This window comes from Mesorhizobium qingshengii (genome assembly GCF_900103325.1).
Lineage (GTDB): Bacteria > Pseudomonadota > Alphaproteobacteria > Rhizobiales > Rhizobiaceae > Mesorhizobium > Mesorhizobium qingshengii.
The window spans coordinates 341,292-365,900 of the sequence record NZ_FMXM01000005.1 but is presented as its reverse complement, the minus strand read 5'-3'; the positions used below and the strand labels follow the sequence as shown (position 1 = coordinate 365,900).

Genomic DNA, 24,609 nt, shown 5'->3' with positions numbered 1-24,609 from the left:
CAAGGCCGGAAACCCGGCGTCATTTCTTCAGTCGATATTTCCCAGTGGCGCGATTGAAGACGTAGTCCTCCGAGTCGCCAGCGCCGCCGCCGCCGCGAAAATTCACCGAAATGATGTCCCTACCTCCCTCGACCCATTTCTGGACGTTCATGTAGATGGGCGTCATCAGCATGCCGGCATTGCAGTCATCGTCCTTGAAGGTGATCGCCTGAACGACCTTCCCGCTGCTCTTTTTGATGACCTGCATTTTCGCCATGCAAGTGCCTGAGTCGGTGTTCGTGTAAACACCGGCAAACCTGTCGGCTGCTGTTTCGGCCCAGAAGGGAATTTCTATGGCCCCGTCGATTTTTGTGTCGCCCGTATCGTCTAGGCTCGCGACCTTCTTGAGCGTGACGGGATATGTGTCTGTCCCTTTGCTCCAAGTGCCAGTGGCGCCGCCTTCAGCCATGTCGAGGGAAAACGGGCATCCGGTGGTGTCGACGGGAGTCTTTGATCCCATCACCAATATCCGGTCGAATTCCTTCTTGCCCGAGATCTCGCAGAGTACGAGCGCGGTGCCGTTGAGCTTGCCGTACACCGCTATGGGGCTTTGCTTGGCGTCGTAGAAGTAACTTCCCTCGACCGTTATGCCGCTGCCGAAACTGTCATATGTCTGAAGCGACACATGAACGGGTTGAGAGCCGATCGTCCCTTCGTAATTTTCCACGTGGTACCAACCCGCGGAGGCGTTCCCGCTTAGCAGCAGCACGCAAAAAATAGCGAATATGAACCGTCTTGCCATCCCGACCCCGCCGCGCTTTACAAAAGCGGCTCACCATAGCCGCGCGCCTGGCGCGTGTCTGTATCACAGCGGGTCGGGCCGATATTTTGAGTCCGGAAACGGCTCCAGCCTTTTGTTTTATCGCTTCAAATTCACCACGATGACGCCACCCAGCGCCAGTGCGCCGCCAACCATGCCGAGCAGCGTCGGCACTTCGCCCAGCCAGAAGAAGCCGATCAGGGCCGACATCGGCGAAACCAGATAGAGGAAGTTGGAGGCACGTGCGGCCGGCAGACGCGATAGCGCGGTTGCCCAGGCGGCATAGGCGATCAGGCTGGGCACGATGCCAAGAAAGATGACGGCGCCGAGACCGGCGGTGTTGGCGACCGCTGCCTGCGCAAAACCGCTTGGCAGAAAGGGCGACAGACAAAGTGCTCCGAGCACCATGTTGGAGGCCGAGACGGTCAGCGGGTGGTGACGGGCAAACAGCGGCTTCTGGACGATGGTGTTAACGGCCGAGCAGAGCGCAGAGCCAAGCACCAGCAGTGCACCGGCATTGAAATGCAGGCCGTGCCCGTCTGCCATGGCTATGACGCCGATGCCGGCGAAGGATATCACAGTGCCAGCCCAGGCCCACCCGGAGAAGCGTTCACCGAGCAGAGCCATCGCCATGATGGCGGTGAAGATCGGACTGACGTTGATGATGAAGCCGGCCGCACCGGCCGAGACAGTCAGTTCGCCGAAATTGAGCATGACGGTGTAAAGCGCGACGAAAATTGCCCCGCCAAAGACGAGACGCCACAACTCGTCGCGCCTGGGCAGCGCCGGGCGCTTGACGGCCAGGAAGATCGCCGCCGGCACTGCGGCGATGGCAAATCGCAATGCGCCGAGCTCCAGCGGTCCAAAGGCGGCCAGGCCGGCGCGGATCGCCGGAAAAGCAGACGCCCAGCCAACCACCGTCAACGCCACCGCGATGGCCGCCATGGTGTCCATCCGTTGTGTCGGATTCAACGTGCTGGTCATTACGCTCATCTCACTGTCCTCGCGTTCCTGCCTGTAAAATGCAGAGAACGCCTTTTCGACCTGCTTGACAAACGACCAAATCGAGGATCACCTGTGACTATGGATCACAGCTCGGACACGATGCTGCCGCTCGAAACCTTGCGTGCCTTCGACGCGGCGGCACGCACTGGCAGTTTTTCGGCGGCGGCCGAAAAGCTCAACATCACCCATGGCGCCATCAGCCGGCAGATCGCCAAGCTCGAGGACTGGCTTGGGCTCAAAGTGTTCGATCGCGGTGCGCGCGGCGTCTCGCTGACGATCGAGGGCAACAGGCTGCATCTGCGCACGGCCGAAGCCTTCGCGCTGATATCGAGCCATTCCGACCGTTGGGTCGAGCCACGCGGCACCGCCGTGGTGCGGCTGACATCGATCCCCTCGGTGAGCGGCCTGTGGCTGATGCCGCGCATGGCGGCGCTGGAGAACAATCCCTCTAAGCTGCGCATCGTGCTCGATGTCGATATCCGCCAGGCCGACCTTGCGGACGAAGGCATCGACCTGTCGATCCGCTGTGGACGCGGCGGCATTCCGGGCCGCGTCTCGGTGCAGCTTTTCGAGGAACATGTCTTCCCCGTAGCCTCGCCGGAGCTTGCGCGCGAGATCGGCCATGGCGATCCGGCCCGGCTGCTCAAATTTCCACTGATCAACGATTCCGACGCTTCGGCCTGGCGTGCCTGGTTCGCCGCGCAAGGCATGGATTACCGCCCGCGCCCACAGGACCGCCGCTTCGAGGACTACAATCTGGTGCTCGACGCCGCCGCCTATGGGCTCGGCATCGCGCTGGCGCGGCCGCCGCTGACCGGGCATCAGCTACAGTCGGGCCGCATCACCACCGTCGATGAGCGCACCGCGCTCAATCCGGTGTCCTACTGGCTCGACCGGCCGATAGGACGGCCACGTACCGCCGCTGCCGATCTCGCCCGCCGCATCGCGGCCGAGGCCGGACTGACGCCAGACAGAATCGAGACGTTCATCGAAGCTGAGAGCTAGCCGAGGATCCTTATCGCCAAACCGAAGGCCCCCGCTGCCAGCAATCCGGTCGTTGCCGAAACAAAGGCGATTTTCAGCAGCGGGCGCTCGTGATTCGGCAGCGGCGCGGCGTGGGTCCGGTTGGTCGGCTTGCTCGGCCCCGCCGACGCATCGGGGATGTCTCCGTTGCGCGACATCGGGGCCTGTGGCGCAACAAACGCCAGCAGCGATAGCGCCACAGTTCCGGCGGGAGTGGTATCATTGGCCGTTGCCAAAGTCGGTAATGCACCTCGCTGTGCTTCGGCTCCGGGCACCGCTTTTCTCGCGACGACCGGCGCCGGCGTCACCTTTTCATTCGACCCGACCGCCGCCAGATAGGCCTCGACAATCCCAGCCGAAGCGATCTGCTGCGATTTGGCGGCCATCGGCACCACCGGCAAAGCCAACAGCGCCGGCGCTGTCTGTTGCGCAAGCAGAGATGGAGCCGGCGGCTGGACCAGCGCCTTGACCAGCGCCGTCCTGACCGGATCGGCCTTTGCCTGCGGGACAGTCTGCGGCGTCATCGCTTGCCTGAGCAAGGCGGCAAGACGAGCAGAGGAAATGTCCATTCTGTCCCTACTATAGCCGTTTCCAGGCTATGATTAGCCGCTCTGCGTTGCGCCAAGCTTGACCTTGCCGGCAATTTATGGCGATGAAATCCTCATGAACCTCAGCGTCCCTGCATGATGAACCGTTTCGAAGGCCCTGGCGGCAAGGAAGCCCGTATCCGCTATCTTGATGGCGACTTCCAGGTTACCAGCCCCGGCGCATTCGTGCGCTGCGCGGTGACCGGCGAAAGCATTCCGCTCGACGAGTTGAAATACTGGAGCGTCGCAAGGCAAGAGCCCTATGTCAGCGCCGCCGCCTCGTTGCGGCGCGAAATCGAGGTGCATCCGGAGTTGCGCAGCCGGCGTTGACCTGGCGCATCTCGTTTGCTGCAAAATGCGCCCTTGAAGACGACAGCCCGGTCAGCCTTTGAGCTTGCGCTGGCGCCACGCATCCAAGGTCTCGTGGATGATGCGTTCCGGCACATTGTCGAGCTCGAACACGGTGTCGATTTCCAGCACGTCGAGCTTGTCGAGAAAGTCCCGAGACGCGCCATGGCGCAGCCGGGCGGCGTCCTTGGCCGTGGTGATGAGGCCAAGCCCTTCCGCATGCGCCGTCGCCGCCAGCTCGGCAAGCTCGTCCTCGCCATAGAAATGATGGTCCGGAAACGGCCGTGTCAGCACCAACTCGCCGCCGGCCTCTCGCACCGTGTCGAAGAATTTCTCGGGATGGCCGATGCCGGCGAAGGCGAGGAACCGCTTGCCGGAAAGTCGCTTTTTGCTGCTCGGCTCTGTATGAGCCTCGAAGATCGGCCGGCCGGCGCGCGCCGCCTGGCGGACGACAGCGTCGGCGGCGGTGCCCTCGCCCATCTTCAACAGCCCGCTGGTGAAGACCAGTTGGTCGACGATCTTGGCCCTGAGCGGACCGCCCGGAATGACGCGACCGTTGCCGATCCCGTAGCGCGCGTCGACGACGACCAGTGCATAGTCGATGTGAATGCGCGCGCTCTGGAAACCGTCATCCATGATCAGGAAATCGCAGCCGTGCTGTTCCAGCAGCAGCCGGGCGCCGGCGGCACGGTGCGGCGTCACCGCCACCGGCGCGTGTTCGGCCAGGAGCAGCGGCTCGTCGCCGACATGCCTGGCGCTGTCATGATGGGCATCGACGACATGCGGCTCGGCGAAAGAGCCGCCATGGCCGCGCGACAGGAAGCCGGGTTTCAGATGCATGCGCTTGGCCTGCTCGGCGAGCGCGATCGCCACTGGTGTCTTGCCGGTGCCGCCAACCGTGAAATTGCCGATGCACAGAACCGGCGCCTCGATCTTCTCGCGCCGGGCTCGCCGCATGCCGCGGCCGGCGGCTAGCGCGTAGACGGCCGACAGGGGCGACAGCGCCAGGACGCGCCAGTCCGGCTTTTCCCACCAGAATGGTGGTGCTTCGGAAGCCACGTTAGCGCCCGTTCGCGCCCTTCAGGCGCGACTTGACGACCAGCGGCTGGATATAGGGCTCAAGCGATTTCAGCGTGCGCGCCAGCGCGCCGCGCATCTCGTCGACGGTCGCAACTCCCGCCGCCATCATCTCGTGGCGCGCCACTTCATTGGTCAGGAGGAAATTCACGGCACCGGCCAGCATGTCGCGATCGCGCACCAACTTGGCGCCGCCGCTGTCGATAAGGCGCTGATAGGCCTCACGAAAATTCTGCACATTGCGCCCGGCGAGAACAGCCGTGTCGAGCATCGCCGGCTCCAGCGGGTTCTGGCCACCCTCCGACGTCAGCGAGCGGCCGACAAAGGCGATTTCGGTCAACCTGAGATAGAGACCCATCTCGCCAATCGTATCGCCAAGCAATATGTCGGTGTCGGCCACGATCCTGTCGCCCTTGCTGCGCCGCGCGACCTTCAGGCCCATGCCGGAAATCTGCGCGGCAAGCGCCTCGGCGCGATCGGGATGGCGCGGAACGACGATCGTCAGAAGACCATGGTGGCGCTTGTGCAGCGTCGCGTGGACCTCGGCTGCGACCACTTCCTCGCCGTCATGCGTCGAAATCGCGGCCCAGGTCGGGCGGGCGCCGATCTGCCGCCTCAGTGTCGCCAGCGCCCGATCGTCGACGGGCGGCGGCGCGGTATCGACCTTGAGATTACCCGAGACGGTGACCGGGCGCGCGCCGAGCGAACGGAAGCGCTCGCCGTCGACGTCCGACTGGGCGACGACGTGGGCGAGGTTCTCAAACAGCGCCTCGGCGATGTTGGCACGCTTCTTCCACGACGTGAACGAGCGGTCGGACAGCCTGCCATTGACCAGCACCTGTGGCACGCGGCGCGCGCCAAGCTCGAGGATGGTCATCGGCCAGATCTCGGATTCGGCGATGATCGCCAGATCGGGCTGCCAGTGATCCAGGAACCGGCTGACCGCCGGCTTGAGGTCGAGCGGCACATACTGGTGGATGATGCGATCGCCGAGCCGCTCATCGGCGACCTTTGCCGAGGTGACCGTGCCGGTCGTCAGCACGATGTTGACGCCGTAGTCGAGAATGCTTTCGACCAGCGGCACGACGGCTATGGTCTCGCCGACGCTCGCGGCGTGGATCCAGATCACCGGCCCCTCGGGGCGAGGGCGGCCAGCGACGCCATAGCGCTCGCGGCGGCGGTTGCGGTCTTCCTTGCCGCGCGAGGTGCGCCAGGCGACATAAGGGCCGACCAGCGGATAGGCTGCCGCACCGGCGAAACGGTATGCCGACAGCATGGCTCGCGCCCAGCGACCGCTCATCGCGGACCGTCCACGAGACGGTAGGCCTCGGCGGTCGCGGCATTGAGCGCGGTTGTGACTTCCTGGCGCTTGCGCTCCATTTCGGCATCGTCGGCGTCCGCCGCCACGAAGATCGGAGCGCCAATGGTCACGGCGGAACGGCCGAATGGCAGGTTGATGGTGGTCCTGTCCCAGCTCTTTTCCAGCACCTTGCGGCGGCTGGTGGCGATGGCGACCGGCAGCAGCGGCCGGCCGGAGAGACGCGCCAGGAGGACGATGCCAAGCCCGGCGTCGCGCGGGGTGCCGTGCGGAATGTCTGCGATCATGGCGACGTTCTTGCCGGCGGTGAGCGACTTTTTCAGGGCGATGAGGGCCTTGGCCCCGCCCTTGTCGAGATGCCTGGCATTGTCACGCCCGCCGGAACCGCGCACCGCCTCGATGCCGAATTTCTCCAACATCAGCGCGTTGAGCTCCGCATCGGCGCTGCGCGAGACCATGGCGACCAACGGCTTGCGCTTGGGATAATAGGCCGGCGTCAGCAGATGCTGGCCATGCCACAGGGCGATGATGCCGGGCTCGAACTCGGCATAGGCGCCACCCGAAAAGCGTGCCGAGCCGGCGACCAGGGGGCTGGTCATGCGAACCAGCCGCACGAACTGGGCGAGCAGGCTGGCGATGGCGTTCTTGACGAATCGCGACTGTGCAAGCGGTTCGCGAATCTTGCGCCAGAAGGCCTTGGTCGTGCGGCTGCCGCCCCTGCCCGTGGGCGCGGCCTCGCTGGCTGGCCCTTTCGCCAGGTCATGCTCCATCGAAGTCAACCGGCAGCCTTGCTGTCGGGGTCGAGCAGACGGTGCAGATGCACGACGAAATAACGCATGTGGGCATTGTCCACGCTGGCTTGCGCCTTGGCCTTCCACGCCGTGTGCGCGGTTTGATAGTCCGGATAGACGCCGACGATGTCGAGCGCCTCGAGATCGCGGAACTCGGTGCCGCCAAGCTTCTTCAGTTCGCCGCCGAACACCAGATGCAAAAGCTGTTTCTTTCCGTCTTCCGCGGCCATGTCGGTCCTTCACATATTGTGAGTTTGTGACAGGTCTAGACCAAAGCCGCCGACTTTGGAACCGTCGAAAACGCTTTCACGCATCCAACCCGGCGATGACGCCGGCGAGCACGGCCAGCAATTCACCGCTGCCGGCGGCGAGCGCACCGTGGCGGATCACCTCGCCGGCATAGAGCGGCGCGCGGCCATGCCGGTCGAGCAACCGGCCACCGGCCTCACGCAGGATGAGATCGGCGGCGGCGATATCCCAGTCATGCGCATTCGGCTTGACGAAAGTCGCGTCAAGCGCGCCATTGGCGATCATGGCCAGCCGATAGGCCAGGGAAGGACTGTAGGGAGCCCGCTTCAAGCGGGCCAGCAACTCGGCCGGCAGCAGGTCGATCAGCGGCTTGGGGCCAGAAATCTCGGCCATGTCCGCTGGCTTGCGTACCGAAATGCTTTGGCCGTTGCGGAAGGCGCCTTCACCAGGCAGCGCCCAATAGGTTTCTTCGGTTGCGGGGCATTCCAGCACGCCGGCAAGCGTACGGCCCTGCTCGACGACGGCAACGCTGACGCACCAGGTGCGCTGGCCTTCCAGGAAACCGCGCGTGCCGTCGATCGGGTCGACGACGAAGGTGCGGCGCGCCGAAAGCCGCGCCGGATCGTCTGCGGTCTCTTCCGATAGCCAGCCATAGTCCGGCCGCGCCGAAAGCAGCGTCTCGCGCAGATAGGCGTCGGCGGCATGATCGGCTTCGCTGACCGGCGATGTGCCGCCCTTCAACCAGACTTGCGGGTTGTTGCCGAAGTAGCGCATGGCGATGAGACCCGCCTCGCGGGCGGCTTCGCGCAGCAACGGCAGATCCTCGACGGCACCGGCCGTGGTCAGGTCATGCTCCGGCAAGGGTCATGCCTTCGATCAGAAGCGTGGGGGCCGCGGTACCGAAATTGCGGTCGAGGTCGCTCGCCGGCACCATGTTGAGGAACATGGTCTTCAGGTTCGAGGCGATCGTAACCTCGGCCACCGGATAGGCCAGCTCACCATTCTCGATCCAGAAGCCCGAGGCGCCACGGCTGTATTCGCCGGTGACCATGTCGACGCCCTGGCCGAACACTTCGGTGACATAGAACCCGGTCTTGAGCGACTTGATCAGATCTTCCGGTGACCGCTCGCCTGGTTCGATGGCGAGATTGGTGGAGGACGGCGAGACGGAGGAGCCGCTGCGCGCGCCACGCCCGTTGGTGATGAGCCCCAGTTCCCGCGCGGCCGAAGTCGACAGGAACCAGTGGTTGAGCACGCCCTTTTCGACCATGAACAGCTTCTCGCCCTCGACGCCCTCGCCGTCGAAGGGACGCGAGGCCTGACCACGCCGCCTGAGCGGCTCGTCGGTGACGGTGATCGCAGACGCGGCCACCTGCTTGCCCATCATGTCGCGCAGAAACGATGTCTTGCGCGCGACGGAGGCGCCGTTGATGGCGCCGGCGAGGTGGCCGGCGATGCCGCGCGCGACGCGCGGATCCAACACCACGTCGATCGGCCCGGTCGCCGCCTTGCGCGCGCCGATGCGGCGCACGGCGCGTTCGCCGGCCTTGCGGCCGATATCCTCCGGCGCGTCGAGATCGGCAAAATGCTGGCGCGAGGAGAATTCATAATCACGTTCCATGCCGGTGCCCTCGCCGGCAATGACGCTGGCCGAGCGCGAGAAACGCGAGCCGACGTAATGGCCAAGGAAGCCGTGCGACGTGGCCAACACCAGACCGCCCAGACCGGCACCGGCACTGGCACCAGCCGAATTGGTCACACCCTTGACGGCAAGGGCTGCAGCTTCCGCCGCAAGTGCGGCTTCCTTCAACTGGTCGGCGGACACTTCGGTGGCATCGAAGAGGTCGAGATCGCGTGTCTGTTTCGCCAGCAATGCCGGATCGGCAAGGCCTTGATAGGGATCCTCGGGCGAGACCCTCGCCATGGCGACCGCGCGTTCGGCCAGCGTCTTTGGGTCAGACGCGGCCGTTGCCGAGACACTCGCCACCCTGCCGCCGACGAAGACGCGCAGTGCAACGTCCTCGCTCTCGGACGATTCCGTCCCCTCGACCTTTCCAAGACGCACTGTCACGCCGGTCGAGCGGCCGCGCACGGCCACCGCGTCGGCGGCATCGGCGCCAGCCTTTTTGGCAGCCTCGACCAAAGCCGCGACACGGTCGGTCAATTTTGCTGCGTCTGATGTATCGGTCATGCGCGCGATCCTGCTGGTGTGCGGCCAGCTTCGGCCGCTGCCACCCATCTATTGTTCCGGTTCGGCTTGTGCAATGGCGAAGGCCGGAATCAGTGGAGTGATCGCCGGCGTGTATCCGCGCTGGCTCCCGGCGGGCAGGTGGTTTTATGACTCCGCCACCGGCGTCCAGATCACGTCCTCTATCCTTTGCGCGCCGGTTGCCAGCATGACCAGCCGGTCGAAGCCGAGCGCGACACCGCTGGCCTGCGGCATGATGGCGAGGGCCGCCAGAAAATCCTCGTCCAGCGGGTAGCGCTCGCCATAGATGCGCTCTTTCTCGTCCATCTCGATGACAAAGCGCCGGCGCTGCTCCCCGGCGTCGGTCAGTTCGCCAAAGCCGTTGGCTAGTTCGACACCGCAACAATAAAGTTCAAAGCGCTCGGCGACGCGGGGATCGCGCGGGCTTGGCCGCGCCAACGCCGCCTCGGCCACCGGATATTCGCACAGGATGGTCGCCCGTCCCTGCCCGAGGACCGGCTCGACCTTCTCCACCATCACCCGGCTGAACAGGTCAGCCCAGCTGTCATCGGGCGCGGTGCGCAGCCCGGCTCGGGTCAAGGCGGCGTATAGCGCGTCGCGATCGGTGGCGCCGTCGGCGGCGACCGTGGCCAGCAGGTCCATGTCGGCATGGCGGGTGAAGGCATCCGCCACCGTCAGCCGCTCCGGCTCCGCAAACGGATCGCAGTCGCGGCCACGGAAGGAAAAGCGCGTCGTCCCTGCCCTTGTCGCGGCCAGCGCCAGAAGGGCGGCGCAATCCTGCATCAGGCTTTCATAGGTCTCGCCCACCCGGTACCATTCGAGCATGGTGAATTCGGGATGGTGCAAGGGGCCGCGCTCGCGGTTGCGGTAGACCGGACCAAGGCTGAAAATGCGCTGTTCGCCGGCGGCGAGCAGCTTCTTGCAGGCGAATTCCGGCGATGTGTGGAGATAAAGCGGCGACCGTATGCCGTCCGGCCCGACCGCTTCGGTGGCGAAAGCCGCCAGATGCGCCTCGTTGCCGGGCGAGACCTGCAGGGCCGCCGTTTCCACCTCGACGAAGTCGTGGCGGGCGAACCAGTCGCGCAAGCTGGCGGCGATGGCGTTGCGCAGCATCAGACGCGGGCGGCGGTCGGCGTGGACGTGTGGCGTCCACCAGGGCGAGGCATCGGTCATGGGCTCAGATCATATGGAATGGGGCTGGCGGTTGCGGCCAAGATGCGCTAGTTCGCAGCGGACGGCTGCTGAAGCCGATTTGTACCAATCAACCATTTCAGGATTGTAAGCCGTGGTGAAAGTCATCGCCAGTTCGCTCCGCAAAGGCAATGTCGTCGACAAGGACGGCAAGCTTTATGTGATCCTCTTTGCCGAAAACATCCACCCGGGCAAGGGCACGCCGGTGACGCAGCTCGACATGCGCCGCATCGCCGACGGAGTGAAGGTTTCGGAGCGCTACCGCACCACCGAGCAGGTGGAGCGCGCCTATGTGGAGGAGCGCGAGCACACCTTCCTCTACAGCGATGGCGAAGGCTATCATTTCATGAACCCGGAGACCTACGACCAGGTGGCGGTGTCGGAAAGCGTGGTCGGCGACATGGCACCCTACCTCTCGGAAGGCATGGCGGTGCAGATCTCGCAGCACAACGGCATCGCGATTTCCCTGGTGCTGCCGCAGCGCGCCACCTTCGAGGTGGTGGAAACCGAGCCGACGACCAAGGGACAGACGGCCTCGTCGTCCTACAAGCCGGCCGTGCTTTCCAACGGCGTGCGCACGCTGGTGCCGCCGCACATCGCCCCCGGCACCCGCGTGGTGGTGATGACGGCGGATGGGGCTTATGTGGAGCGCGCGAAGGACTGAGGGGCTCTGTGAATTGTCGCCTAGGCCCGATTTTTCGTCGAGGCGGCACTGAAATGCCCGCAATCCTGCCAATCCCTGCTGTAGTTCCCCCGAGCAGGCATGATGGAAATCACGCTTAGGTGATTGCGACTTAGCCTGCTCCCTCTCTCTGTTTCCCCTTGCGTTTGGCGGATCGCAGTTCAACTGCGGCTTCGATTTCCCGCTTCAGCTCGTCCTTGATCGCCACCGTCTCGTTCATCAGGGCGTCGATCTTCAGGAAATCGAGCACGCGGTACTTCGACACCGTCGGGCGGACCAGTATGTCGGGCCGGCCCTGCTTCAGCTTGTTGGCGATGATTGACTGCATCATCAGCTGCGTGGCGCCGAACATCAGGTCGACGGAGGTCGGCTGCTTGCGATCGACTTCCACAGGCGCGCCGACGACGTCGACGGCGATGACGATGTCGGCGTCGTTCTCGATGAGGTCGAAGGGCACGGGGTTGTAGATGCCGCCGTCGATCAGCAGCCTTCCATCGCGTGTCACCGGGCGGAACACGGCGGGAATGGCCGCTGAAGCGGCCAGCGCCGAATGCAGTTCGCCTTCGTCGAAGACGGCCAGCTTGTGGCCGAAATAGTCCGTCGCCGTCACTTTCAGCGGGATATTGAGCTCGGCGAAGGTTTCGGGAATGGCCTCGGGCAGAAAGGCCTTCAGGATGCGCTCGACATTGAACTGGCTGACGCGAATGCCGCTCTGCATGGCTTCCGCGATCGTGCCTGGCCGCGCCCGCCACATGCGGCTCGCCACTTCGGCGCGGCGGCCGAGGATCGAACGGGCATAGTCGTGGATATCCCTGCCGGTCATGCCAGAGGCCATGCCGGCGCCCATGATGGCGCCGATCGACGATCCGGCTATTGCCACGGGCCTGATGCCCAGTTCGTCGAGCGCCTCGATGACATGGATATGCGCCAGCCCGCGCGCGCCGCCGCCGCCGAAGGCGATGCCGAAAGTCGGGCTCATCCCTTGCCGGCCTCGGCAAGCTTCGGCCCGACGATCATGATGGTCGGTTCGGCGGACAGCAGCTTCTTCGCCGCCGCCTTGACCTGATCGAGCGTCACCGCGTTGATGAAGGCGGCGCGGCGCTGCATGTAGTCGATGCCGAGGTCGTCGAGCTGCAATTCGACCAGCGTCGCGGCAATGGCGCTCGAGGAGTCCAGATTGTTGATGGCGTAGGCGCCGATCATGTATTTCTTGGTCGCCGCCAATTCGGCCTCGGTCGGGCCTTCCTCGGCCAGTTGCCTGACCACGTCGCGAACGATCCCCAGCGTCTCGGCCGCGCGGTCCGATCGGGTCCCGGTGCTGACGATCAGCGCGCTGGCGTGGTCCTGGTTGACCAGCGAGGAGTTGACGCTGTAGGCCAGCCCGCGCTTTTCACGCACCTCCTGGAACAGGCGCGAAGTGAAGGTGCCGCCGCCAAGGATCTCGTTCATCAGCACGGCGGGAAAGAAATCCGCCGCCTTGCGCTTCACGCCGGGATAGGCGAGCTGCAACGACGTCTGCGGCAAATTGTAATCGACCTCGACATGCTGCGCCAGCTTCGGGTCGATATCGGCCACGGGGGCGAGCGCCTGGCTTTGCGGCAGGTCGCCGAACACCATGTCCAGCTTCTTCTTCAAGGTTTCCGGGTCGATCGCGCCAACCACGGCGACATGCAGGCCCCCACGCGCAAAAACCGCCTTGTGCAAGGCTTTCAAATCATCCGGCGTGATGGCGGCGATGCTCTGCCTGGTGCCCTGGTCGGACCGCGAATAGGGATGGTCGCCGTAGAGTACCCGCGCCCATTTGTTCTGCGCCACCGTATCGGGGTCGTTCTCGCCGGCGATGATGCCGGACAGGATCTGGGCGCGGATGCGGTCGATCGGCGCCTGGTCGAAGCGTGGCTCGTTGACCGCCAGCCGCAACAGATCGAACGCTTCGTCACGCTGCTCGGCCAGCATGCGCATCGAGCCGTAGATGCCGTCGCGGCTCTCTTCGAAGCTCATCTCGGCGCCGGCATCGTCGAGCTTTATCTGGAAGGCTTCGCTGTCGAGGGGGCCGGCACCTTCGTCGAACAGGCCGGTCATCAGATTGGCCAGCCCTTCCTTGCCTGGCGGGTCCTGCGTCGAGCCGCCACCGAAGACGAAGCGGATGGCGACGATCGGCACCGAATAGTCCTCCACCAGCCAGGCGGTGACGCCTTTTGGCGAGGTGACTTGCTGGATGTCCATGGCCCGGGCGGCTAGCGCCGGCAGGATCAGGAAGATGATGGAGAGGAAGAGGGTTGCGAGCGTGGCGCGCGCTTTTCCTTCCCCCCTTGCGGGAGAAGGAAAGCCGCGGCGGTGCTGGTTCATCATCATCAATTCTCCGCCTTGGCTTGCGGCAACAGGTAGCCGGTTGTCGACCGGTCAAGCACCAGATAGCGCGCGGCAACGGCCTTGACCTCGGCGGCTGTGACCTTGCGGATGCGGTCTGGCCATTGCAGGACGTCCTGCACGTTACCGCCGGTGGCCAGTGTCGAGCCGTAGATGTTGGCCATGGAATCCTGTTTGTCGCGGGCAAAGATCATCGAGCGCACATAGCGGTCCTTGGCCTTTTCCAGCTCCGCCGGCGTGACGCCATCCCTGGCGATGCGCGCCACCTCCACATCGACCGCCGCTTCGACATCGGCGAGCCTGGCATCGCCCCGCGGCGTGCCATAGACGGTGAAATTGGTATCATCGAGCATGGTGCCCTGGAAATAGGCGCCGGCGCTGGAAGCAATACCTTGCTGGACGACGAGTGCCTGGTAGAGCCGGCTGCGATTGCCACCGCCGAGGATTTCCGCAAGCAGGTCGAGCGCTTCGGCCTCGCCCGGCTTGCCCGAGTGATAGGACGGCACCACCCACTGCGTCGAAAAACTCGGCACGCTGACGCGGGCGTCGGAGAGCGTGACAGTGCGTTTGGTGTTCTGCTCCGGCTCGACCGGGCGGATGCGTGGCGGCAAATCGGGGCCGCGGGCCACCTTGCCATAGGTCTTTTCAGCCAGCGCCCTGACCGCGTCCGGTTCGACGTCGCCGGCAACGATCAGCACGGCGTTGTTGGGCCGGTAGTATTTGTCATAGAAAGCGGTGGCGTCGGTGCGGTTCAGCTGCTTCATCTCCTGCATCCAGCCGATGACGGGAATGCGATAAGGCTGGTTCTGCCACAATGTGGCGTCGACTTCCTCGTCCAGCACCGCCTCGGGATTGTTGTCGATGCGCGAGCGGCGCTCCTCGAGGATGACGTCCCGCTCGGTCTTGATGACATCGTCGGTGAGGATGAGATTACGCATGCGATCGGCCTCGAAGCCCATCATCAGCTCAAGCGCCGATGGCGCCACCGTCTCGTGGAAGGCGGTGTAATCGTAAGAGGTGAAGGCGTTGTTGGAGCCGCCGATGTCGGAGACGGCGCGGTCGAACTCGCCGGCCGCATGGTGGGTCGTCGCCTTGAACATCAGATGCTCGAAGAAATGGGCGATGCCGGATTTGCCCGGCGGCTCGTCGGCGCTGCCGATCTTGTACCACACCATGTGGGTGACGATCGGCGCGCGGTGGTCGGGGATGACGACGACCTCCATGCCGTTGTCGAGCAGGAAATCCGTGACCTTGAATTCGGCCGGCTTCGTGTTGGGCAACACGGGGCTGTCGGCCAGCACCGGGCCGGCCATGGTGAAAGCCAGCGACGTCGCCAGCAGCGTTGTGCGCAGCCATTCAGCCTGAAATGTCATCAATGGCTCCGGTTCCTCGGCAAGACGATAGGCAGGGTCGGTACGACAAGCAAAGTGAATTGTTCGTCATGTCTCAGGCAAAGGCGGCGGCAAAGAGGCCGGCCATGCAGGCAGGCGGTCAGGCGGCCTCGATGAAGCGGATGACGGTCTCGCCATAGTTGCGCTCGTCAAGTATGGAAAAGCCGGGGCCGGGGTCGAAGGGAGCCGCTGCTGCCTCCTCGACCACGCACAACGCGCCGGGGCGAAGCCAGCCGCCGGCTTTCGCCGACTGCAAGGCGCGCTCGCCAAGACCCTTGCCGTAGGGCGGGTCGGCGAAGACGAGGCCGAACGGCGCAAGCGTACCCGCCTCGCCAAGGCCCGTTGCATCGCGGCGGAATATCTTGGTGCGGCCGGTCAGGCCGAAGGCCTCGACATTGTCGCGGATCAGGCCACGGCCTTCGGCAGATTCCTCGATGAAGACACCGTATGAGGCACCACGCGACAGCGCTTCGAGACCAAGCGCGCCAGTGCCGGCGAACAGGTCGAGCACGCGCGCGCCGTCCAGCTGCTCAGCGAAGCGATGCGCCAGCACGTTGAAGACGGCCTCGCGGGTACGATCGGTCGTCGGGCGAATGGCGCTGCTGCGGGGCGTCGCCAGCGGACGCCCGCGAAACTCACCGCCGACGATTCTCATTTCAATCCTGGCCTCATCTCGTTCTGGGTCCCTTGGGGCCGCCACGCGGCCGCTCGCTGCCGCCCGGGCGCTCGCCACGCGGCTTGCCGAACGGCTTGTCGCCGCCCGGTTTGCCACCGGGCTTGCCATAGGACGGCCTGAACGATGCCTTGCGCGCCTTGGCGTCCGCAGCCTTGGCGGCGTCAGCCTCAGCCCTGCCTTTGCCGATCGGCCGCGCACCCGGCGCCATCCAGACATTGGCCTTGCGCTGGCCGGGTGGCTCGATGGGCCGCTGTTCGCGCTCGGATTTCTTGCCGCCACCACGGGGCTTGTCACCGAACCCACCGCGAGGCTTGTCACCAAAATTGCCTCGGGGTTTGTCGCCAAAGCCGCCGCGTTCGGGTCTCGGACCACGTTCGCCAAAGCTCCTTTCCGGCCTGGAGGCTCTGTCGGGACTTGTCGACAGCTTGCCCAGCGCTTCGTCGCGGCTGCCCTCGCGGCGCTTGCGGTTCTTGATCAAACCGCCCTCGCCGATCGGCCGGCGCTCGCCATCACGCGTGAATTTCGGCCGTTCCGGCTCCGGCTCGCGGATTTCGGTACGCCGCACCGGCTTGTTGGAAAACGGGTTCGATATCTCGGCGTCGAAATTGGCGCCGGATTCCTCGACCAGGCGTTCACCAAGCTGGTCGCGCAGCACGCGGCCCTTGATCTCCAGCACATGGCCCTCGGCGAGATCGTCGAGCTGGAATGGACCGTAGGAGATCCTGATCAGCCGCGTCACATCAAGGCCGAGCGAGCCCAGGATGTTCTTGACCTCACGGTTCTTGCCCTCGCGCAGGCCGATCGTCAGCCAGGCATTGGTGCCTTGCGCGCGGTCGAGCGTCGCCTCGATGGCGCCGTAGAAGACACCGTCGACGGCTATGCCTTCACGCAGGCCGGCAAGCGCGCTTTCCTCGACCTTGCCGTGCACGCGCACGCGGTAGCGCCTGAGCCAGCCGGTGGCCGGCAGTTCGAGCACACGCGACAGGCCACCGTCATTGGTGAGCAGCAGCAGGCCTTCGGTGTTGATGTCGAGCCGGCCGATGGTCATCAGTCGCGGCAATTCGGCCGGCAGCACGTCGAAGACGGTCTTGCGGCCCTCGGGATCACGATTGGTGGTGACGACGCCGGCCGGCTTGTGGAACAGGAACAGGCGCGTGCGCTCGATCGGCGGGATCTCCATGCCATCGAGATGGATGATGTCGCCTGGCATGACGTTGAAGGCCGGCGAGGTCAGAGCGCGGCCATTGACCTTGACGCGGCCGGCGGCGATCAGCTCCTCGGCGTCGCGGCGCGAGGCAAGGCCGGCGCGCGCCAACCGCTTGGCGATGCGCTCGCCAGCCTCCCCCGTCACTTCCGCGGAACGCGGACGCGGCTTGAAACCGGCTGATGCGCCCTGGGGTCGATCGCCAAAGTCGCGCTTGGGTCGATCAGCGAAGTCACGCTTCGGACGGTCATTGAAATCGCGCTTGGGGCGGTCGAAGCGCTGTTCGCCACTCTCCGACGCCACAACCGGACGATCACCACGCGGCTTGAAGTCGCGCTTGGGTCGCTCGCCTTCGGCCGCCATCGGCCGGTCGCCGCGCGGCGCGTACGGCTTGCGTGGCCCTTCGCGCTTCTCATATGGCTTGCGCACACCTTCGGCCGCCATTGGACGGTCTCCACGCGGTGCGTAAGGCTTGCGCGGGCCTTCGCGCTTCTCATACGGCTTGCGCTCGCCTTCGGCGGTCATTGGCCGATCACCACGCGGTGCGTAGGGTTTGCGCGGGCCTTCGCGCTTTTCATACGGCTTGCGCTCACCTTCGGCCGCCATCGGGCGATCGCCACGCGGTGCATAGGGTTTGCGCGGTCCTTCGCGCTTCTCATACGGCCTGCGCTCGCCTTCGGCGGCCGCTGGGCGGTCGCCACGCGGTGCGTAAGACTTGCGCGGGCCTTTGCTGAAGGGCTTGTCGCCGCCCTTGAAGTCGCGCTTCGGCCGCTCGCCTTCGGTTGCCATCGGCCGGTCGCCGCGTGGGGTATAGGGCTTCTTCGCGCCAAAGGACGGCTTGCCGCCGCTGTCGCCTCGCGGGGCCGCGGGTTTCTTGCCCGGGCCTTTTTGGCGCGGAGATTTCTTGTCGTTGTCGTCCATGTGGCCTTTATCCGTTTGCGCTGCTACAGCGTGGCGCATCCTTTCGGGCGCGCAACGAACGCTGTAGCACTTTGATTTGGCGCATGATCATTTCCGGAAATCGAGTCCGATTTTCGGGTTGATGCGCTCAATAACAGGATCGCCGCCGGGTGGCGAGGAGATAATCGGAATGGAAACCGCGTGAAGCGGCCGGATTTCATGGCGCTGGCGCTGAAGGAGGCCGAAGCCGCCGCCTTGCGCGGCGAAGTGCCGGTCGGCGCCGTCATCGCCAGCGGCGGCACGGTCGTTGCCAGTGCCGGCAACCGCACCCGCGAGCTTGCCGACCCGACGGCGCATGCCGAGATGCTGGCGATCCGCGAAGCCTGCCGCAAACTGTCAGCCGAGCGGCTGACCGGGCACGATCTCTATGTGACGCTGGAACCCTGCGCCATGTGCGCCGGCGCCATTTCCTTCGCCCGGCTGCGCCGGCTCTATTTCGGCGCCGCCGACGAAAAGGGCGGCGCGGTGGTCAACGGTGTGCGTTTCTTCACCTCGCCAACCTGCCATCACGTGCCGGACATCTATCCGGGCATGGCCGAAACCGAAGCGGCCGTGCTGCTGAAGGGATTCTTCCGCGAACGTCGCGACTGAACCGGGCGCAATACCCACCAGCCAATGCAATCAACGTCGCCAGTTACTACAGGGACGGCAGCCAGTCGAACCAGCCGCTGCCCTTCTTGCCTTCCGCCAGTTTCTTCAGGCGGCGTTCCTTCTTGTATTCGTCTTCGCCGAGCTGATCTTTCGGCGCGGTGTCGGCAGCGACGCGATACTGCACCGGCGGCTCGCTCAGATATTTGCGGGTGTTCGGGTCGCCCTGCTTGCTTTCGGCAAGGCGGCGCTGAATCTCGGCGGCGCGGCCCTTGTCGGAATCAGCCGGCGTCCAGCGTGGCGGATGGCTCGATCCCGAATCCGCCATCGCCTTCTTGACCGATTCCGGATCGGTCTGCACATCGTCTACGATCTCCGACTGATAGGCCGGATCATTCTGATGGGCGGTGGCGTCGGCGCGCAAACGGGCGCGGCGCTGCTCGGGCGATTCGGGCCATTCGGCGCTCGCCGTCTCGATGCTGTCTTGCGGCGCCGGCAGCGCTTCCTTCTGCCCTGGCGCAGGCTTCACCAGCGTCGGACGCGGCTTGTAGTCGATCTGTTCCTTGCGCTTCGGCGCGAACGAAAAGGCGCCGGAAATATCGCCGGCCAGCTGTTCGCCGGCGGTCTTGTCGGTCCCGTAGGTCGGAGAGCCGACACAGCCGGACAGAGCGAGGCCCGATGCGACAAGCGGCGCCAGCAGCGCAAGGCGCGCGTTATATCTCTCGGTCATGCCAAAAAGTCCCACTCTAGACAGCCTCTCGATTGCCACCGGCCCAATGTCCGGTCCCCGTCGTCCAAGCACTGCGACGGAAATCCGGCGACAATTTGTCTTCCGGAGTTTCGCGTGTTTACCTCAACCGCTCGTTAAGGGCAACGCGCGGGCGGTTTTCACCCGCCCGGCGTGGCAATTGTGCACCGATAGAGGCTTCCGGCCGGCCGGTCAAAGCCGACCCAATGCCTTCAACTCATGCAGCACCGCCGCATCGCGCGCCGAAACGTCGGGAAATGCAGCGTCCTGCCCGACATCGGCGGTGTAGCGCCATGACCGCGCGCATTTCACAAGGCCGCGGTCCTCGGCCTTCTCGATCACCACGGCGACGCCCTTGACGTCGTCCAGGGTGAAGGCGCCCGCCGGTGCATTGCCATGAGCGATGACCAGATCGCTGGTGATCGCCATCTCGGCCATGTCGACATCCGATATCGCCGCTTCGAGCGCTGCGTCGTTGATGGTGACGACCGGCACTGATTCCAGCGACGAACCGATCACCTTCTGTGCGCGCGCGATCTCCAGCGCGCCGGTGACGACACGACGCACCTGCCGCACCTTGCGCCATTTTTCCGCAAGCGCCTCGTTCTTCCAGTCCGCCGGAATTGCCGGGAACTGGTCGAGATGCACCGAGACAGCGTCCGGATGCAGGTCGAGCCAGGCTTCCTCCGTGGTGAATGGCAGCATCGGCGCCAGCCACTTCACCAGGCAGTCGAAGAGATGGCGCACCACCTGCACCGAGGCCTTGCGCTTCACGCTCGAGGGCGCGTCACAGTAGAGCGCGTCCTTGCGAATGTCGAAATAGAAGGCCGACAGTTCGACCACCATGAAATCGAGCAAGGTGCGGGTGATGCGCTTGAACTCGAAGGCATCGTAGCCCGAGCGCACGACCTCATCCAGCTCGGACAGCCGGTGCAGCATCAGCCGCTCCAGCTCCGGCATTTTTTCCAGCGGCACCTCTTCGCCATCGTCATGGGCAAGCGTGCCCAGCATCCAGCGGATGGTGTTGCGTAGTTTGCGGTAGGCGTCGATGTTGGTCTGCAACACGTTCTTGCCAAGCCGCTGGTCTTCCCAGTAGTCGGTCGTCACCACCCACAGGCGCAGGATATCGGCGCCGGACTGCTTGATGACATCCTGCGGCACGACGGTGTTGCCGAGCGACTTTGACATCTTGCGACCCTCCTCATCCATGGTGAAGCCATGGGTGACGACGGTGTCGTAAGGCGCCCTGCCCCTGGTGCCACAGCTTTCCAGCAACGAGGAGTGGAACCAGCCGCGATGCTGGTCGGAGCCTTCGAGATAGACGTCGGCCGGCCATTTCAGATCCGGGCGATCCTCCAGCGTGAAGGCGTGGGTCGAGCCCGAATCAAACCAGACATCGAGGATGTCCATCACCTGCTTCCATTTGGAGGCATCGTGATTGCCGAGGAAACGCTCGGTGGCGCCGGCTGCGAACCAGGCGTCGGCGCCCTCCCGTTCGAAAGCGTCCATGATGCGCTGATTGACCGCCTCGTCCTTCAGCACATTGCCGTCGGCATCGGCGAACACGGCGATCGGCACACCCCAGGCGCGCTGACGCGACAGCACCCAGTCGGGGCGCTCCTCGATCATGGCGCGGATACGGTTCTGGCCCGCCGCCGGCACGAACCGGGTATCGTCGATGGCCTTCAGCGCGCGGCTGCGCAGCGTGGTGCCGTCGCCGAGGTCCTTGTCCATATAGACGAACCACTGCGGCGTGTTGCGGAAGATGATCGGCTTCTTCGAGCGCCAGGAATGCGGGTAGGAATGCTTCAACCGACCGCGCGCGAACAGCGCGTTGCGCTTGATCAGCTCATCGATGACGGCCTGATTGGCGTTACCCTTCTTGCCGTTGTCGTCGATGACGCGCGCGGCTCCGCCCTCGCGGTCCGGGCCGAAGCCTGGCGCGTCCTTGGTGAAGAAACCGGCATCGTCGACCGTGAAGGGGATGACAGCATCGATGCCGCGCGCGCGCAAATCCGCGGCCGCATCCATCCAGGCGTCAAAGTCCTCGCGGCCATGGCCGGGCGCGGTATGGACGAAGCCGGTGCCGGCATCGTCGGTGACATGATCGCCGGCGAGCATCGGCACCGGAAATTCGTAGCCGCCGCCAAAGCCCTTGAACGGATGCGAAAGCGTAAGGCTTCCAAGCTGTTCCGCCGAAACGCTGTGAATCCGATTCAAGGTGACCTTGGCCTTGGCGGCGGAGTCTTCCGCCAGGGCATCCGCAAAGATCAGCTTCTCGCCCGGCTGCGGTCCGAAAGCGTTCTCGGCCGCCGCGACCTCATAAAGACCGTAGCCGATGCGCGGCGAATAGCTGACGGCGCGGTTGCCGGGGATGGTCCAGGGCGTTGTCGTCCAGATGACGACATGGGCTTCCAGCAGGTCCAGCGACGCCTCGGTCAGCTTTGCCGGCTCTTCGGCATTGGCGATCTGTCGAGCAAGGCTGGCGACCGGAAACTTCACCCAGATCGTGTCCGACTCATAATCCTGGTACTCGACCTCAGCCTCGGCCAGCGCGGTGCGCTCGACCACGCTCCACATCACCGGCTTGGAGCCGCGATAGAGCTGGCCCGACATGGCGAACTTCAGCAGCTCGCCGGCGATGCGCGCCTCGGCGTGGAAAGCCATCGTCGTATAGGGATTCTTGAAGTCGCCAATGACGCCGAGCCGCTGGAACTCGCCGCCCTGCACCGTGATCCAGTGCGCGGCGAACTCGCGGCACTCCTTGCGGAACTCGTTGACCGGCACTTCGTCCTTGTTCTTGCCCTTGGCGCGATACTGCTCCTCGATCTTCCACTCGATCGGCAGGCCGTGGCAATCCCAGCCGGGCACATAGTTGGAGTCGTAGCCGCGCATCTGGAACGAGCGGGTGATGACGTCCTTGAGGATCTTGTTCAGCGCATGGCCGATATGAATGTTGCCATTGGCGTAGGGCGGCCCGTCATGGAGCACGTATTTTTCACGGCCGGCCGCGCTCTCGCGCAGCCTGCGGTAGAGGTCCATGTCCTGCCAGCGCTTAACCAGCAGCGGCTCCTTCTCGGGCAAGCCGGCGCGCATCGGAAAATCCGTCTGCGGCAGATAAAGTGTCTTGGAATAGTCGATTGTTTCGTCGGTCATTGGTCTGCCATGTACGTGCCCGGCCAGACGGCCTGCGGCGTTGAAGTCTTCGCTTTGACGCATTTCGTTTTCCCAAAACGGAGCCACTTCTGGGCGATATGCGTTGATGATCTGGAAAAGCGCGAGGGTCGCGCGCAAGATTCCCGGCGGTTCCAGCGGCGCTCAGGCCGCCCGAAACACCGGGCCGGTAATTCGTATCGCAATGGCGACGGGACGCGAAAAGCTCGTCATTGGTGGGCTTTTAGCGGAGATGGGCGCAGGAATAAAGCGTCTCTCGTTCGATTCACTTACATCGTGAAGTCGAAGCGGTAGGTGGTCGACACGCCGATCATGAACTGATTGCGGTCACCGCGTTGCCTGACCAGACTGGAATCGGCCGCCGGCCCCATCAGGCGCGAATATTCGCCAAAGAGGCTGGCGGTCATCGGCTCGGTCACCTTCCAGGTTATGGCGCCGCCGAGGCCGGTCGATTTCAGGCCGCCACCGGGATGATATTCGCTGAGGCCGGAGGCGACGGCCTCCTGCGCATTGACACCGTAATAGGCGTCGAAATAGTTGGCAGAGGCGAAAGAAACGCGTGGTCCGCCTGAAATCCTGACAGTTGGCGTCACATCGTAGAACGCGTCGGCGGCGATATCGGCGACAAAGCCGTTGTGAGCACGAATACCGTGGCGCAGTTCGGCACGCGCGCGCAGCCAATCCGTCGGATAGAATTCAAAGAAGCCGCCCACTTCGCCGCCCCATCGCACCGGATCGAGGCCCTTCAGTTCGTCGGCGTCGCCATCGTCACGGGAGAACAGGAATTTGCCGGTCAGACCGGCGCGGACGCCGCCATCGTCGACCAGCGCAAGCGAGATGTTGTCGTTGCGCGAGGTGAAACGGGCCGCGGGACCGGCTTTGCCCAGCGAGATGATCGGCGAGGCGCTAAGCAGGTACTTCTTGCCGCCCTCGAAATTCGGCGCGACCATGCCCGTGGCGCCAACAGTCAGATACCAGTCGCCGGACAGCCAGCTGCCCTCGCCCGCGTTGGCTGCGCCTGCCCCACTCAGCACCGCAACGGCCAACAGCATAGAGATTTTTCCGACCGGACTCATGGGCACTCCACTAACACAACGCACACAATTACCGATGACAGCTTTTGGCCGCCGTTTGGTAAAATTTGATTTAAGCTGGAGACATCCGGTCACGGTTTCATGCGACCCGGCCGTCGGTCATCGACTGGACGTTCCTCGACGCCGGGACTAACCTTCCTCGGGAGTATCCCGCAGCCCTTGAGGAGACCGCGACAATGACCCTGCATGGCGACGCCTTGAAAACTGCAATCAGTCAGACACGGGCGAAATGGGGGTGGTTTGTGGGGCTCGGCGTGCTGCTGCTCATCTTCGGCGGCATTGCCTTCGGCAATCTGTTCATCGCCACCGTGGCTTCGGTCTATGTCGTGGGCTGGCTGATGCTGATGGCCGGCGTCATCGAGATCATGCATGCGTTCGGCGTCAAGACCTGGGGTCGCTTCTTCTACTGGCTGCTCAGCGGGCTGCTCTACGCGGCTGCCGGCTTCTTTGCTTTCGACAATCCGATTCTCGCTTCGACCGTGCTGACCTTCCTGCTGGCCGTTGCGCTGGTCGCGTCAGGCGTGCTCAGGGTCTGGGTCGGCTACGGCCACCGGCCGGAACCCGGTTGGGGCTGGATCGTCGCCGCCGGTATCATCAGCGCGCTTGCGGGCCTGATCATCGCCATGGGTTGGCCGGTCAACAGCCTGTGGGTTCTCGGGCTCTTTCTGGCGATCGACCTGATCTTTCAAGGCTGGACCTTCATCGCCGTCGGCCTGGCGCTGAAGAGGTAGCCACCGCCGCCGACAGGCTTACGAGAGATTCAGCACCGTCACCGCAATCAGCGCCAGCCCGATCCCGACATATTGCAGGGAGGACACCTCTTCCTTGAAAACAATGGCGCCAACCAGCACGGCGCCGGCCACGACGATGGTATTGACCAGCGCTCCTGTCACGGCGAGGTTTAGCCGCGTATTGATGATGGCAAATGCCCCGTAGGAGATCGGCGACAGCAGCATGACATATCCCAGGCTGCGGTCGCTGCCGGTCTTGCCCCAGTGCGCGCTCAGGCCATCGCAAAGGATGAACAGTCCGGCGCAAACGAGCACAACGCTCCAGACGAAGATGTCGATTTTCATCAATGAATGTTGGGCTTTCCGCCGGCCGCCTTCGATGAACTGGTTCACA

General features: G+C 64.4%; 25 protein-coding genes. 6 read left to right on the top strand and 19 right to left on the bottom strand.

What is annotated here, in order from left to right; all coding sequences use genetic code 11:
* Positions 1-19: 19 nt before the first annotated feature.
* Both BLS48_RS10840 and BLS48_RS10835 read right to left on the bottom strand, forming a co-directional pair.
* Complete coding sequence (locus BLS48_RS10840) at positions 20-781, bottom strand: hypothetical protein (RefSeq protein ID WP_091577450.1); 762 nt, start codon at positions 779-781, stop codon at positions 20-22.
* Positions 782-898: 117 nt separating this feature from the next.
* Positions 899-1,792, bottom strand: a complete 894-nt coding sequence (locus BLS48_RS10835) for a DMT family transporter (protein WP_091577449.1) — start codon at positions 1,790-1,792, stop codon at positions 899-901.
* A gap of 90 nt (positions 1,793-1,882) precedes the next feature.
* Here BLS48_RS10835 and BLS48_RS10830 point away from each other — a divergent pair, with 90 nt between their 5' ends.
* Positions 1,883-2,809: a LysR family transcriptional regulator gene (locus BLS48_RS10830; RefSeq protein WP_091577447.1), complete on the top strand. Its 927-nt coding sequence runs from the start codon at positions 1,883-1,885 to the stop codon at positions 2,807-2,809.
* Here the strand turns inward: BLS48_RS10830 and BLS48_RS10825 are convergent.
* Positions 2,806-3,213, bottom strand: a complete 408-nt coding sequence (locus BLS48_RS10825; RefSeq protein ID WP_244529553.1) for a hypothetical protein — start codon at positions 3,211-3,213, stop codon at positions 2,806-2,808. The two genes, BLS48_RS10830 and BLS48_RS10825, sit on opposite strands and share 4 nt — an antisense overlap.
* A 297-nt stretch (positions 3,214-3,510) precedes the next feature.
* Between BLS48_RS10825 and BLS48_RS10820 the strand changes: the two genes are divergently transcribed.
* Positions 3,511-3,744 (top strand): DUF2093 domain-containing protein, encoded by a 234-nt coding sequence (locus BLS48_RS10820; RefSeq protein ID WP_091577444.1) that lies wholly within the window; start codon positions 3,511-3,513, stop codon positions 3,742-3,744.
* Between the two features lie 51 nt (positions 3,745-3,795).
* Here BLS48_RS10820 and lpxK read toward each other — a convergent pair whose 3' ends face one another.
* The 7 genes from lpxK to epmA form a co-directional block, all read right to left on the bottom strand.
* The gene (gene lpxK, locus BLS48_RS10815; RefSeq protein ID WP_091577443.1) at positions 3,796-4,821 is read right to left on the bottom strand and encodes a tetraacyldisaccharide 4'-kinase; all 1,026 of its coding nucleotides are present in this window, start codon (positions 4,819-4,821) and stop codon (positions 3,796-3,798) included.
* A 1-nt stretch (position 4,822) separates the two neighbouring features.
* Positions 4,823-6,139 carry a lipid IV(A) 3-deoxy-D-manno-octulosonic acid transferase gene (gene waaA / locus BLS48_RS10810; RefSeq protein WP_091577441.1) on the bottom strand — a complete coding sequence of 439 codons (1,317 nt, stop codon included), beginning with the start codon at positions 6,137-6,139 and terminating at the stop codon, positions 4,823-4,825.
* Positions 6,136-6,927: a lysophospholipid acyltransferase family protein gene (locus BLS48_RS10805; protein WP_091577440.1), complete on the bottom strand. Its 792-nt coding sequence runs from the start codon at positions 6,925-6,927 to the stop codon at positions 6,136-6,138. The genes waaA and BLS48_RS10805 overlap by 4 nt, the downstream gene beginning before the upstream one ends.
* A 5-nt stretch (positions 6,928-6,932) precedes the next feature.
* Complete coding sequence (locus tag BLS48_RS10800; RefSeq protein WP_091577438.1) at positions 6,933-7,178, bottom strand: DUF4170 domain-containing protein; 246 nt, start codon at positions 7,176-7,178, stop codon at positions 6,933-6,935.
* 76 nt (positions 7,179-7,254) lie between these two features.
* The gene (locus BLS48_RS10795; RefSeq protein WP_091577436.1) at positions 7,255-8,058 is read right to left on the bottom strand and encodes a 3'(2'),5'-bisphosphate nucleotidase CysQ; all 804 of its coding nucleotides are present in this window, start codon (positions 8,056-8,058) and stop codon (positions 7,255-7,257) included.
* On the bottom strand, positions 8,045-9,388 hold the full coding sequence (locus BLS48_RS10790) for a TldD/PmbA family protein (protein WP_091577611.1): 1,344 nt from the start codon (positions 9,386-9,388) through the stop codon (positions 8,045-8,047). Before BLS48_RS10790 ends, BLS48_RS10795 begins: the two co-directional genes overlap by 14 nt.
* Positions 9,389-9,532: 144 nt before the next feature.
* A complete protein-coding gene (gene epmA / locus BLS48_RS10785) occupies positions 9,533-10,579 on the bottom strand; it encodes an EF-P lysine aminoacylase EpmA (RefSeq protein WP_091577435.1) in 1,047 nt (348 codons plus the stop codon).
* 112 nt (positions 10,580-10,691) lie between these two features.
* Between epmA and efp the strand changes: the two genes are divergently transcribed.
* Positions 10,692-11,261, top strand: a complete 570-nt coding sequence (gene efp / locus BLS48_RS10780; RefSeq protein WP_091577433.1) for an elongation factor P — start codon at positions 10,692-10,694, stop codon at positions 11,259-11,261.
* A gap of 130 nt (positions 11,262-11,391) precedes the next feature.
* On the opposite strand, the gene BLS48_RS10775 is transcribed toward efp, so the two are convergent.
* The 5 genes from BLS48_RS10775 to BLS48_RS10755 all read right to left on the bottom strand — a co-directional run bounded on the left by BLS48_RS10775 (position 11,392) and on the right by BLS48_RS10755 (position 17,841).
* The gene (locus tag BLS48_RS10775) at positions 11,392-12,258 is read right to left on the bottom strand and encodes a patatin-like phospholipase family protein (protein ID WP_091577432.1); all 867 of its coding nucleotides are present in this window, start codon (positions 12,256-12,258) and stop codon (positions 11,392-11,394) included.
* Entirely contained in the window at positions 12,255-13,631 is a 1,377-nt protein-coding gene (locus BLS48_RS10770; RefSeq protein ID WP_091577610.1) for a M16 family metallopeptidase, read from the bottom strand. Before BLS48_RS10770 ends, BLS48_RS10775 begins: the two co-directional genes overlap by 4 nt.
* A gap of 2 nt (positions 13,632-13,633) precedes the next feature.
* Complete coding sequence (locus tag BLS48_RS10765) at positions 13,634-15,022, bottom strand: M16 family metallopeptidase (RefSeq protein ID WP_091577430.1); 1,389 nt, start codon at positions 15,020-15,022, stop codon at positions 13,634-13,636.
* Between the two features lie 118 nt (positions 15,023-15,140).
* Positions 15,141-15,695 carry a 16S rRNA (guanine(966)-N(2))-methyltransferase RsmD gene (gene rsmD, locus BLS48_RS10760; protein ID WP_091577428.1) on the bottom strand — a complete coding sequence of 185 codons (555 nt, stop codon included), beginning with the start codon at positions 15,693-15,695 and terminating at the stop codon, positions 15,141-15,143.
* A 13-nt stretch (positions 15,696-15,708) separates the two neighbouring features.
* Complete coding sequence (locus BLS48_RS10755; protein ID WP_091577427.1) at positions 15,709-17,841, bottom strand: pseudouridine synthase; 2,133 nt, start codon at positions 17,839-17,841, stop codon at positions 15,709-15,711.
* A gap of 180 nt (positions 17,842-18,021) precedes the next feature.
* Between BLS48_RS10755 and BLS48_RS10750 the strand changes: the two genes are divergently transcribed.
* The gene (locus BLS48_RS10750; protein ID WP_091577425.1) at positions 18,022-18,471 is read left to right on the top strand and encodes a nucleoside deaminase; all 450 of its coding nucleotides are present in this window, start codon (positions 18,022-18,024) and stop codon (positions 18,469-18,471) included.
* Between the two features lie 46 nt (positions 18,472-18,517).
* On the opposite strand, the gene BLS48_RS10745 is transcribed toward BLS48_RS10750, so the two are convergent.
* Entirely contained in the window at positions 18,518-19,198 is a 681-nt protein-coding gene (locus BLS48_RS10745; RefSeq protein WP_091577423.1) for a hypothetical protein, read from the bottom strand.
* Between the two features lie 210 nt (positions 19,199-19,408).
* Positions 19,409-22,372, bottom strand: coding sequence for an isoleucine--tRNA ligase (gene ileS, locus BLS48_RS10740; protein WP_091577608.1), 2,964 nt, complete (start codon positions 22,370-22,372; stop codon positions 19,409-19,411).
* A gap of 106 nt (positions 22,373-22,478) precedes the next feature.
* Between ileS and BLS48_RS34895 the strand changes: the two genes are divergently transcribed.
* Positions 22,479-22,670, top strand: a complete 192-nt coding sequence (locus BLS48_RS34895; RefSeq protein ID WP_143019406.1) for a hypothetical protein — start codon at positions 22,479-22,481, stop codon at positions 22,668-22,670.
* Here BLS48_RS34895 and BLS48_RS10735 read toward each other — a convergent pair.
* On the bottom strand, positions 22,660-23,442 hold the full coding sequence (locus BLS48_RS10735) for a MipA/OmpV family protein (RefSeq protein WP_425284672.1): 783 nt from the start codon (positions 23,440-23,442) through the stop codon (positions 22,660-22,662). The two genes, BLS48_RS34895 and BLS48_RS10735, sit on opposite strands and share 11 nt — an antisense overlap.
* 218 nt (positions 23,443-23,660) lie before the next feature.
* On the opposite strand from BLS48_RS10735, the gene BLS48_RS10730 reads away from it, so the two are divergent.
* Positions 23,661-24,215, top strand: a complete 555-nt coding sequence (locus BLS48_RS10730) for an HdeD family acid-resistance protein (RefSeq protein ID WP_091577420.1) — start codon at positions 23,661-23,663, stop codon at positions 24,213-24,215.
* 18 nt (positions 24,216-24,233) lie between these two features.
* On the opposite strand, the gene BLS48_RS10725 is transcribed toward BLS48_RS10730, so the two are convergent.
* A complete protein-coding gene (locus tag BLS48_RS10725) occupies positions 24,234-24,608 on the bottom strand; it encodes a hypothetical protein (protein ID WP_091577418.1) in 375 nt (124 codons plus the stop codon).
* Position 24,609: the final 1 nt, after the last annotated feature.

What these genes read in the sequence shown, in the direction of transcription:
- BLS48_RS10830 (WP_091577447.1), top strand. Translation starts at nt 1,883, where the DNA reads ATGGATCACAGCTCGGACACGATGCTGCCGCTCGAAACCTTGCGTGCC.
- BLS48_RS10730 (WP_091577420.1), top strand. Translation starts at nt 23,661, where the DNA reads ATGACCCTGCATGGCGACGCCTTGAAAACTGCAATCAGTCAGACACGG.
- BLS48_RS10745 (WP_091577423.1), bottom strand. Translation starts at nt 19,198, where the DNA reads ATGACCGAGAGATATAACGCGCGCCTTGCGCTGCTGGCGCCGCTTGTC.
- waaA (WP_091577441.1), bottom strand. Translation starts at nt 6,139, where the DNA reads ATGAGCGGTCGCTGGGCGCGAGCCATGCTGTCGGCATACCGTTTCGCC.
- BLS48_RS10790 (WP_091577611.1), bottom strand. Translation starts at nt 9,388, where the DNA reads ATGACCGATACATCAGACGCAGCAAAATTGACCGACCGTGTCGCGGCT.
- BLS48_RS10840 (WP_091577450.1), bottom strand. Translation starts at nt 781, where the DNA reads ATGGCAAGACGGTTCATATTCGCTATTTTTTGCGTGCTGCTGCTAAGC.
- BLS48_RS10835 (WP_091577449.1), bottom strand. Translation starts at nt 1,792, where the DNA reads ATGAGCGTAATGACCAGCACGTTGAATCCGACACAACGGATGGACACC.
- BLS48_RS10800 (WP_091577438.1), bottom strand. Translation starts at nt 7,178, where the DNA reads ATGGCCGCGGAAGACGGAAAGAAACAGCTTTTGCATCTGGTGTTCGGC.
- BLS48_RS10755 (WP_091577427.1), bottom strand. Translation starts at nt 17,841, where the DNA reads ATGGACGACAACGACAAGAAATCTCCGCGCCAAAAAGGCCCGGGCAAG.
- ileS (WP_091577608.1), bottom strand. Translation starts at nt 22,372, where the DNA reads ATGACCGACGAAACAATCGACTATTCCAAGACACTTTATCTGCCGCAG.
- BLS48_RS10775 (WP_091577432.1), bottom strand. Translation starts at nt 12,258, where the DNA reads ATGAGCCCGACTTTCGGCATCGCCTTCGGCGGCGGCGGCGCGCGCGGG.
- BLS48_RS10770 (WP_091577610.1), bottom strand. Translation starts at nt 13,631, where the DNA reads ATGATGAACCAGCACCGCCGCGGCTTTCCTTCTCCCGCAAGGGGGGAA.
- epmA (WP_091577435.1), bottom strand. Translation starts at nt 10,579, where the DNA reads ATGACCGATGCCTCGCCCTGGTGGACGCCACACGTCCACGCCGACCGC.
- BLS48_RS10765 (WP_091577430.1), bottom strand. Translation starts at nt 15,022, where the DNA reads ATGACATTTCAGGCTGAATGGCTGCGCACAACGCTGCTGGCGACGTCG.
- BLS48_RS10820 (WP_091577444.1), top strand. Translation starts at nt 3,511, where the DNA reads ATGATGAACCGTTTCGAAGGCCCTGGCGGCAAGGAAGCCCGTATCCGC.
- BLS48_RS10805 (WP_091577440.1), bottom strand. Translation starts at nt 6,927, where the DNA reads ATGGAGCATGACCTGGCGAAAGGGCCAGCCAGCGAGGCCGCGCCCACG.
- rsmD (WP_091577428.1), bottom strand. Translation starts at nt 15,695, where the DNA reads ATGAGAATCGTCGGCGGTGAGTTTCGCGGGCGTCCGCTGGCGACGCCC.
- BLS48_RS10735 (WP_425284672.1), bottom strand. Translation starts at nt 23,442, where the DNA reads ATGCTGTTGGCCGTTGCGGTGCTGAGTGGGGCAGGCGCAGCCAACGCG.
- BLS48_RS34895 (WP_143019406.1), top strand. Translation starts at nt 22,479, where the DNA reads ATGATCTGGAAAAGCGCGAGGGTCGCGCGCAAGATTCCCGGCGGTTCC.
- BLS48_RS10825 (WP_244529553.1), bottom strand. Translation starts at nt 3,213, where the DNA reads ATGGCCGCCAAATCGCAGCAGATCGCTTCGGCTGGGATTGTCGAGGCC.